8 protein-coding genes are annotated in these 8,917 nt (G+C 34.8%); 1 reads left to right on the forward strand and 7 read right to left on the reverse strand.

The window, feature by feature from the left end:
* Positions 1-184: 184 nt before the first annotated feature.
* The 4 genes from AC1VAQ_RS08695 to thrH all read right to left on the reverse strand — a co-directional run bounded on the left by AC1VAQ_RS08695 (position 185) and on the right by thrH (position 4,045).
* A complete protein-coding gene (locus AC1VAQ_RS08695; RefSeq protein WP_302598976.1) occupies positions 185-847 on the reverse strand; it encodes a PepSY domain-containing protein in 663 nt (220 codons plus the stop codon).
* A gap of 84 nt (positions 848-931) precedes the next feature.
* Positions 932-2,290, reverse strand: coding sequence for a sensor histidine kinase (locus tag AC1VAQ_RS08700; protein ID WP_479903803.1), 1,359 nt, complete (start codon positions 2,288-2,290; stop codon positions 932-934).
* Positions 2,291-2,295: 5 nt separating this feature from the next.
* Positions 2,296-2,970 carry a response regulator transcription factor gene (locus tag AC1VAQ_RS08705; protein ID WP_302598974.1) on the reverse strand — a complete coding sequence of 225 codons (675 nt, stop codon included), beginning with the start codon at positions 2,968-2,970 and terminating at the stop codon, positions 2,296-2,298.
* A gap of 472 nt (positions 2,971-3,442) precedes the next feature.
* The gene (gene thrH / locus AC1VAQ_RS08710; RefSeq protein WP_302599001.1) at positions 3,443-4,045 is read right to left on the reverse strand and encodes a bifunctional phosphoserine phosphatase/homoserine phosphotransferase ThrH; all 603 of its coding nucleotides are present in this window, start codon (positions 4,043-4,045) and stop codon (positions 3,443-3,445) included.
* A 573-nt stretch (positions 4,046-4,618) separates the two neighbouring features.
* On the opposite strand from thrH, the gene AC1VAQ_RS08715 reads away from it, so the two are divergent.
* The gene (locus AC1VAQ_RS08715) at positions 4,619-5,962 is read left to right on the forward strand and encodes an MATE family efflux transporter (protein WP_302598291.1); all 1,344 of its coding nucleotides are present in this window, start codon (positions 4,619-4,621) and stop codon (positions 5,960-5,962) included.
* Between the two features lie 184 nt (positions 5,963-6,146).
* Here AC1VAQ_RS08715 and AC1VAQ_RS08720 read toward each other — a convergent pair whose 3' ends face one another.
* From AC1VAQ_RS08720 to AC1VAQ_RS08730, 3 genes are all read right to left on the reverse strand, one after another.
* Positions 6,147-6,899 carry a sulfite exporter TauE/SafE family protein gene (locus tag AC1VAQ_RS08720; protein ID WP_479903804.1) on the reverse strand — a complete coding sequence of 251 codons (753 nt, stop codon included), beginning with the start codon at positions 6,897-6,899 and terminating at the stop codon, positions 6,147-6,149.
* 221 nt (positions 6,900-7,120) lie between these two features.
* A complete protein-coding gene (locus AC1VAQ_RS08725) occupies positions 7,121-7,990 on the reverse strand; it encodes a damage-control phosphatase ARMT1 family protein (protein ID WP_479903805.1) in 870 nt (289 codons plus the stop codon).
* Between the two features lie 103 nt (positions 7,991-8,093).
* Positions 8,094-8,345 carry a hypothetical protein gene (locus AC1VAQ_RS08730; RefSeq protein WP_302598295.1) on the reverse strand — a complete coding sequence of 84 codons (252 nt, stop codon included), beginning with the start codon at positions 8,343-8,345 and terminating at the stop codon, positions 8,094-8,096.
* Between the last annotated feature and the right edge of the window lie 572 nt (positions 8,346-8,917).

The raw sequence follows: 8,917 nt of genomic DNA on the forward strand, positions 1-8,917 counted from the left end.
TTACGCTTTAAAACTATTTTTTACTTTTATACAAATCAAAGATTTTTGTGCTATGCCTATGTACTGGCTGATGACTTTATGTTTAGTCATGAATATAAAGTTAATTATATCACAATTTTCAGTCTACTTATCATAAAAGGGCTCAATTCTTTTTCAGAATGAGCCCTTTCTCTATAGTTAAATCTTAATCATTGTCTACTTCAAATTCTAAAACTTTACCATTTGTTGCACTGATTTCATAATTATATTCCATCCCATTATGATAGAATTCAACTTCATATAACGCTACACCATCATCAGTATCTAATTCAACCTTTTCAAATATTACAGCCTGACCGCTTAAACCAGCATGTGATACAGCTATTTCCTTCGCTTTTGCTGCTGTTATCTTACTTGTTTGATTTACTGTACTTTGTGTGCTAACTTGTGTATTAGCCTGTGTGCTAACTTTTCTGCCTTCTTGTTTTGCTTCTCTAATTGCACCACTTAAAGCATCAATTTCATAATCATATTCTACGCTATTTGTGTAAAACTCAATATCGTAAACAGCTACATTATTTTCATACTCTAATTCAACTCTTTCAAATGTCACATCACTGCTATTTAATTTAGCATCCGTTAAAGCTATATTCTTTGCCTTATCTTCAGTAATTTTTTTATCTTGAATTGCCTGCACTTTTGATGCCTTATCTTGACTTGTTTTAATTGTTGTATTTTGAACTGATTCCACCTTTACAGCACTAGATGTTGTGTCAACTTGTTTCGTTGTTGTTGCCATAACCGATAGCCCCATACTAGCCACTATTGCTGCTGTTGAAATTATTGCTAATGTTTTAAATCTCTTCATAAAAAATCCCTCACTTTTCTTGCTTGTTTATTGATAATGCTATTTTAGCTATGAAAAATTAAAATAACATTAAAACGCTGCTCACTATGAACTGGATTTTTTTAGCACTACTATAAATTCACTACCTTCTCCCCACCGACTTCTTACACTTACTTTCGCATCATGTAAATCAGCAATTTGTTTCACCATTGCCAAGCCTAATCCTAGCGAATGCGTGTGCGTGCTATTACGTGATTCATCTGCCCTATAAAATCTTCGCCATATATTTGATAAGTCTTCTTCCTTAATGCCTATCCCATCATCTTGTACAGAAAAATAAACTTCATTCTTTTCATTTTTAAGTGTTACTATAATATGTCCATTTTCTTTTCCATATTTATAAGCATTGGATATGAGGTTAATAATTACCCTAGAAATTAAGGTTTCATCAGCCTCAACATATACTTTAGGTGTCACATTATATTGAAGCTGAATACCTCTTTGGCTTAAATAAGCCTGTTCTTCACAAATTTCTATAACTAGTTCACTTAAATTAATTTTTTCTTTATTAATAACTTGTGTCCCCTGTTCTAAGCGCGTAAATGCCAAGAGTTGTGTAATGAGTTTAGACATCTTATATCCCTGTCTTTCAATAACCTCCAAGGCTTCCCTATACTCCTCAATAGTCTTATCTCCATCAAGCATATACTCACACTCAGATAATATAACCGTCGTAGGTGTCCTAAGTTCATGGGATGCATCTGATGCAAACTTCTTTTCTGCCTCAAAAGCCACCTCTAATCGCTTAAACATATTATCAAAACTTTGGGCTAAGCGATAAATCTCATCACTTCCCCCATCTAATCCAATCCGTTTTGATAAATCTTTACCTTCACTAATCTTCTCTGCTGCATCAATAATCTTTTCAATAGGCTTAAATGAATGCTTGGTTAAAATATAACCAGCTATTGCTGCTAATATAACAAGTAACGGAAAACCTATCAATGCAAACTGTATCGCTATATCTAATGTACTTCTTTGCGTTCCTATATGTCTTTCCATCATTCCCCGAATCCATATCTCCCCATAATCCTCTACGTAAACAGGTAAATCATACACAAGGTAAGTTATATTCTGCCTTTCCACCTCATATATGCTCTCATCCTTTAAAGGCATATTGGCCGTAGATACATCATGCGTCTGACCCAATAGCATATTTCCATTTTCCTCATACACAAATATAAATACGCCTGACTTATAACCCACAAAATCATCATCAAACTCCAATACGCCATCATCATATTCCACTTGTCCAATATTGCTCTCAACAACTTCACGTAATTGCTTCTTATAATCTTTAGATACCTCTAAATCTACCACTGAAAATAAAGTGCCAAATGAAGCCACCACAATCAAGAGCATAACTGCCGTAAACCACAATGTTACCTTTATTTTTATAGACATTCTTTTCATATATCTTCCCTTAAAACATAGCCACATCCTCTTACGGTATGAATCAGCTTATTCGTATAATTATCATCTAATTTTTTTCTAAGATAGCGGATGTACACATCCACAGCATTTGTTCCACCTTCATACTCATAATTCCATAAGTTATTTTCTATTTTTTCCCTTGATAAGACTTTGCCCTTATTACGTATTAAATACTCCAATAATGCAAACTCCTTTGCAGAAAGTGTAATTACATCCTCTCCTCTTTTCACAATATGTGATGCCACATCTACACTTAAATCTGCAATCGTATATACGCTAGTTTGCCCCACACTACTACTTCTTGTCAGCACACGAATCCTCGCCATAAGCTCATCAAATGAAAAAGGCTTTACTAAATAATCATTTGCGCCCATATCTAACCCTTTCACGCGGTCCTCAATAGCATCACGTGCAGTAAGGAAAATAACAGGCGTTGGATTTTCCCTTCTGCGCATCTCACGCACCAACTCTAAGCCATCCATCTTAGGCATCATAATATCCAATATAATCACATCATATTCCGCCATCTCTATAAAATCTAGTGCTTCCTCTCCATCAAAGCAAGCATCTACAGTATATCCCTCAGACTTCAGTTTCTTTACAATAATATTATTTAAATCTTGTTCATCTTCAGCTAATAATACACGCATTTTTTACCTCTTCTTAAACTTTTTCTTTAACCTTGTTCTTTAACCTTTTTTATATTCCCTTAAGCATTTTCTCTGCCTTATCTCCCTAGCTTAAATATCTCTATTATTGTGCTTTTTATTTTACATATATATTTATTAAAATGTTAGTCTTAATATTTTATTTGCTCATATAGAGAAACCAACTAAAAACTTAAAATATACATATGCGTAAGTTGTTTTCTCCCAATGATTTCACATGACTAAAAACTATGAGTAACTAAAATTTATAAATATGAAATCTATATTTCACACAAAAAAAGAAGTCCATTAATCGGACTTCTTCTCTTATACTTATTTATTAAACTTTAACTATTTTATAGAGAAACAAATTAAAAACCTGAAGTAAACATGTAGATAAATAAGTTTCTCTCAATGATTTCACATGACTAAAAATTATGGATAACTAAAATTTATAAATGTGAAATCTATACTTCTATTGAATCGCTTTTTTTATTGCAGCCATAAGTTCTTCATATGTTTCATATGCTGGGAGTTCAGGATGATCTGCTTTAATTTGTTCTGTACTCTTAAATAAAAATCCTGCTTTACTTGCTTTAATCATGCCAAGGTCATTGTAACTATCTCCGCTTGCAATTGTTTCATAACCAATTGATTGTAATGCCTTAACAGTCGTGAGTTTAGAATTCTCAATACGCATCTTAAATCCTGTAATTTCACCATTATCAGCTACTTCAAGTGAGTTACAGAAAATAGTAGGCCATCCTAATTTCTTCATTAATGGACTTGCAAATTGAGTAAATGTATCACTAATAATAATAACTTGTGTAAATGAACGAAGTTCATCAAGAAATTCCTTTGCCCCAGGTATTGGGTCAATATTAGCGATTGTTTCTTGAATTTCTTTAAGGCCTAAACCATGTTCTTTTAAAATGCCAAGACGCCATTTCATTAATTTATCATAATCCGGCTCATCTCTAGTTGTTCTTTTTAATTCAGGAATACCACTTGCCTCAGCAAATGCAATCCAGATTTCTGGTACCAATACCCCTTCTAAATCTAAACACACAATGTGCATCATATTATTTCCTCCTAGTTATGTATTTTCAAAATATAATATACTATTTTACAACTTTCTCTCTAATAACTCAACTTTTTTATATTATCCTGCAATTTTATTATCGATTTTTCTAGCGACTCTACTGCTTTTGTCTTTATTACACCTCTGCATCTATTCTGCTCTGCAACTTTGAAATAGGGTTTTAAATCCATTTCTTCTGTAAACTTACTTCGGATGGACTTCGCCTTCTACCACACATAAAGGCAATCTGTGAAGACTTTGAAAAAATACAGATGGAAATTGATGATTTAAATGGTCTTTCTGCTGGTTGAAACTATCTTTTTAGAGCCGGGTCGACTACTTGCTATTTTGCCTGAAAACCATTATCTTGCGAATCTCGATGTCGTTCCACTCAAGGAATTATGTCGCGAACCATTTATGTTACTTGAAAAAGGCGAAAACCTCTTCACTTGCTGTGAAAAAGTTTATTGAATATCTGCAATTTCGATAAAGATATCTGTTGTCATTTTCAAAGAGCTATGTTAAGATATCATCCCACATTAATTATGATTATTAGCTTAAGGAGGTATCATGAATTCAACTCAAGAACGAATGAAAACAAAACCAATTTTCCCATTATTAGTCTCTATGGCACTTCCAATGATGTTCTCTATGATGATTCAATCTCTTTACAATATCATCGATAGCATCTTTGTTGCTAAACTTGGGAATGATGCATTCACAGCAGTATCCCTTATCTACCCTCTACAAAATCTTATTCTTGCCGTTGCTGTTGGTTTTGGAATTGGTGTCAATTCCTGTATTGCAATAGCTACCGGAAGTCAAAACATAAAACGTGCAGAAAATGCTGCCTCAACAGGCATTATATTAAGCATCATACATTCAATTCTTTTTATCTTCTTTGGAATCATGGCTACCAAGCCATTCCTAAAAATGTTCACCGATAGCGAAACTATTATTACTATGGGTAGTCAATATGGCTATATTGTACTATGTCTTTCCTTTGGTTGCCTTGTTCAGGTATGTTATGAAAAGATTTTTCAAGCACTTGGTAATATGACCATTACCATGGTTGTCCTAACAGTTGGTGCAATAATTAATATTATCCTTGACCCAATCTTTATCTTTGGCTACCTTGGATGTCCTGCTATGGGCGTTGCTGGTGCTGCTGTTGCAACAGTATGCGGGCAAATCAGTGGGCTTATTATTTATGTAATCTACTATCAAAAGAAAAAGGCCTCTATTCCATTAAACATTCAGTTTAAAGGCTTAAAATTTGATAAAACCCTTATTAAGCAACTTTATGCCGTTGGAATTCCTTCTGCAATCATGATTGCACTTCCATCGATATTAATCAGCAGTTTAAATTCTATGCTTGTAAAATTTTCACAGCTTCATGTATCTGTATTAGGCATTTACTATAAATTGCAAACATTTATCTATTTACCATCTGGTGGTATCGTTCAAGGTATGCGTCCAATTGTTGGTTTCAATTATGGAGCAGGAGAAACAAAACGCGTGAAAAAAACATTAGAAGTGAGTCTACTTTTCACTGCTTTAATCATGCTACTCGGTACTATTTTGTCACTAACACTCCCGGAACAGCTCTTACTCATGTTTAATGCTGATGCACAAATGCTAGAGATTGGTGTACCTGCTTTAAGAATTATCAGTCTTGGCTTCTTAGTCTCTTCCTTTGGCGTTATCTATTCTGGGGCATTTGAGGCACTCGGGCAAGGAATGCCTTCTTTAATCATCAGTTTACTTCGACAATTGGTTATTATCCTCCCATTGTCTTATATTTTAAGCAGCTTCATAGGCGCAAACGGTATCTGGTTTGCCTTCCCGATTTCAGAAGCTATCGCTTCAATAGTTGCAATCATATTAATGAAGCGTGCATTAAAACGCATATAACAGTATTTCTATAAATCAAAGAAAACGGTAAAGTCCACGCTACGCACTTTACCGTTTTTTCACCTGAAGCTATTCCATACCAAAATTTTTTGACGCTCTCATCATCTATTTTCACACCTTTAGAAAAAAACACGCCATCCACTACAAATATTGCCCTTATTGATTCTTTATCTGGTATAGCTACCTATATTAATTCTAAAAATGTTTTTCCAAATAACAATGCAAGCACCACAAACATTACATATCGTACATTTTTAGCGCCACCTTTAATTGCAAAGCGTGCGCCGGTATAACCACCTAACATCGCACATACTGCTGCTGGTAACGCAAGCCAAAATAACACCTTACCATTTAAAGTATAAATAATCATAGATGTAATATTAGATACCTTCGCGCATCCAGAAGATGTTACTAATTCTAAGCCCAGTAAAGCTGAAAAAGCCAATATTAAAAACGTCCCTGTTCCAGGTCCTATAAGCCCATCATAGCAACCAATTACTAAACCAATTACTGTTGCTAAAATAGACTGTTTAGAAACAGACATTTCCTTCTCCACAGTTTCTTTCCCAAGCCCTTTCTGGGTTACTAGGAATATTGCCACAAGTGGAATAGCTACCAGCATTAACCCCTTTAATAACTGCTCACTAATAAATAAAGCTAAATTAGTCCCAATCGTAGACCCAACAACTGCCCCTAGCGCAGAAAATACAGCAATCCTTATTTTTACCTTGCCATCTCTCAAATACTTAAAAGCTGCCATAATCGTCCCAAATCCAGCCGATAACTTATTGGTCCCCGCAGCTATATGCGCAGGAAGCCCCGCAAATAAATACGCCGGCAAGGAAATAACACCCCCACCACCAGCTACAGCATCCACAAATCCCGCTAAAAAGATCAAAGGACACACAATCACCAACATTCTTACTACGTCATTCATAAATCTCTCCACTTATTCTACTTATTTAAGAATTTACTCCACAAAATTCTCATCCCCTCGATTATATCACGCTCCACAACCTCTTAAACACCAATTTTAAAGACCTGTCCCCTTCATCCCTAACACCAACTTTAGAGACCTGTCCCCTTCATCCCTAACGCCAACTTTAGAGACCTGCCCCCTTCATCCTTAACCTCAATTTTAGAGACCTGTCCCCATTCTTACATTCTAGGATTTCTCATACAAATCATAGATTTTTGTGGTACACCGATATACTTGCTAATCACCTCGCACTTAACCATCAGCATAAAATAAATATTTTTATACTGTTCTTCACTTAAGCTTTCATAATTAGCCTGTCCCTTGGCAATAATAACATCTGCTTCATCATAAATCTTATTAAATGTCTCACTCGTCCTGCTTAACACAGTGCCTAATGAACCATCCCCATTACTTACCACCTTAGCATATTTGTGAATTCCTACTACATAAGCGTCTGTAGCAATTGAGTCATTTACAACTGTTGCTCCTCTCGTCCCAAAATAGATTTCTATTTGCGGATTGATTGCCTTAATCTTTTTAATCAATATCTTATCCAAACATATTTCTCCGCAATTATCCCCTAAGTACAGCAAGCACTTTCCATTCTTTATTGCTTCTATCAGCTCTCTCGAATCATTAATTGCTAATACCTGCTCTTCTACATTGTTAAAGTAACCCATAATATCTCCCATATCACTTGTATGTATAGGATTAAAGTCTATAATGTTCCCCAATATAGCATACTTAATTGCTTCTTCTAAAGGATTTGTTGTGCTTTCAATCCTATCTTCAAACTCAGCTTCCATCTTTAAAAACAGTTCATTATAATAATTTCTTATTTCAAGATAAGGATCATCATTTCCTATATGCTCCTTTATCAGCCTAAAAGTCTCCCCAATAACCTCAGGATTTGTTTTATTAAAATCCACTTTACTTAAATACTCAAATACCCTTTGAAATAATACCTCACGATTAGATGCCCCTGTCATCTCAGCCACTTTAACCACTTGATTCACCAAACATGGCAAACATTTATAATTAATTTTCATTACATTCTCCCCTTTATGCTATAAATAAAATAGGTATAATTGCAAAAAAGGCCATATGCATCATTTAATTCTGCCCATAGCCTTTTCCACCTAAAAATACTTCTTATGCTCCAAATACGCCTTCAGTGCCATCTTTAAGCTTAATAATTACACCCTTGCTCTTGCTATCTTTTTTAATCTCTAAGATTGCACCACAGTCCTTAAGCTTACCAATTACTTTACTATCTCTAAAAAGGTCTTCATCCATTTCTGTTTCTAACTCATAGAAGTCTTCTATAGTAAAATCCTTAAGTTTTTTTCTAAGTTCATCTTCTGTTTCTCCTAAGATGTCCATAAATTGATTAAATGGGTTCATAACTGTTCCTCTTATTATCTAAAATTTTATATTCTATTAATACTTACTTATTATAACGCACTTTCTTAAGACTTATCACCTATTTTAATTCTAAACTGCTTTGCTAAGGTTAATAGGTTTCTATACAACTTATTATCTACCATTAGCTTTCCTACGCACAAATATATTTAATTAAATTTAAAAATGCCCTCCGTTCTTTTTTCTCGTCAGTAAGCCCTCACTCCGTCTTTCTGCTGCGGCGAAGTAGGGATTGGGGAGTTGGCATTCCTTAGGAGCGACTACGGAGTATTTCGTACATAAATCTTAGGGAATTTTTTTATGGGTTTTAGCCTGCTGTTTGAACGGAGCGCAGCGCAGTGAGTTCAGGCGTTCATAAGAAAAATCCCCTTAGATTTATAGAAATACGCAATTGAAGAACCGTAGGAATCCCCTCCGTTCTTTTCTCTCGTCAGTAAGCTCTCACTCCGTCTTTCTGCTGCGGCGAAGTAGGGATTGGGGAGTTGGTATTCCTTAGGAACGACTACGGAGTATTTCGTACATAAATCTTAGGGAATTTTTTTATGGGTTTTAGC

The organism is Cellulosilyticum sp. (assembly GCF_982396655.1).

Bases quoted from the DNA above. Each gene is read 5' to 3' on its own strand.
- AC1VAQ_RS08695 (WP_302598976.1), bottom strand. From the start codon at position 847: ATGAAGAGATTTAAAACATTAGCAATAATTTCAACAGCAGCAATAGTG.
- AC1VAQ_RS08700 (WP_479903803.1), bottom strand. From the start codon at position 2,290: ATGTCTATAAAAATAAAGGTAACATTGTGGTTTACGGCAGTTATGCTC.
- AC1VAQ_RS08705 (WP_302598974.1), bottom strand. From the start codon at position 2,970: ATGCGTGTATTATTAGCTGAAGATGAACAAGATTTAAATAATATTATT.
- thrH (WP_302599001.1), bottom strand. From the start codon at position 4,045: ATGCACATTGTGTGTTTAGATTTAGAAGGGGTATTGGTACCAGAAATC.
- AC1VAQ_RS08715 (WP_302598291.1), top strand. From the start codon at position 4,619: ATGAATTCAACTCAAGAACGAATGAAAACAAAACCAATTTTCCCATTA.
- AC1VAQ_RS08720 (WP_479903804.1), bottom strand. From the start codon at position 6,899: ATGAATGACGTAGTAAGAATGTTGGTGATTGTGTGTCCTTTGATCTTT.
- AC1VAQ_RS08725 (WP_479903805.1), bottom strand. From the start codon at position 7,990: ATGAAAATTAATTATAAATGTTTGCCATGTTTGGTGAATCAAGTGGTT.
- AC1VAQ_RS08730 (WP_302598295.1), bottom strand. From the start codon at position 8,345: ATGAACCCATTTAATCAATTTATGGACATCTTAGGAGAAACAGAAGAT.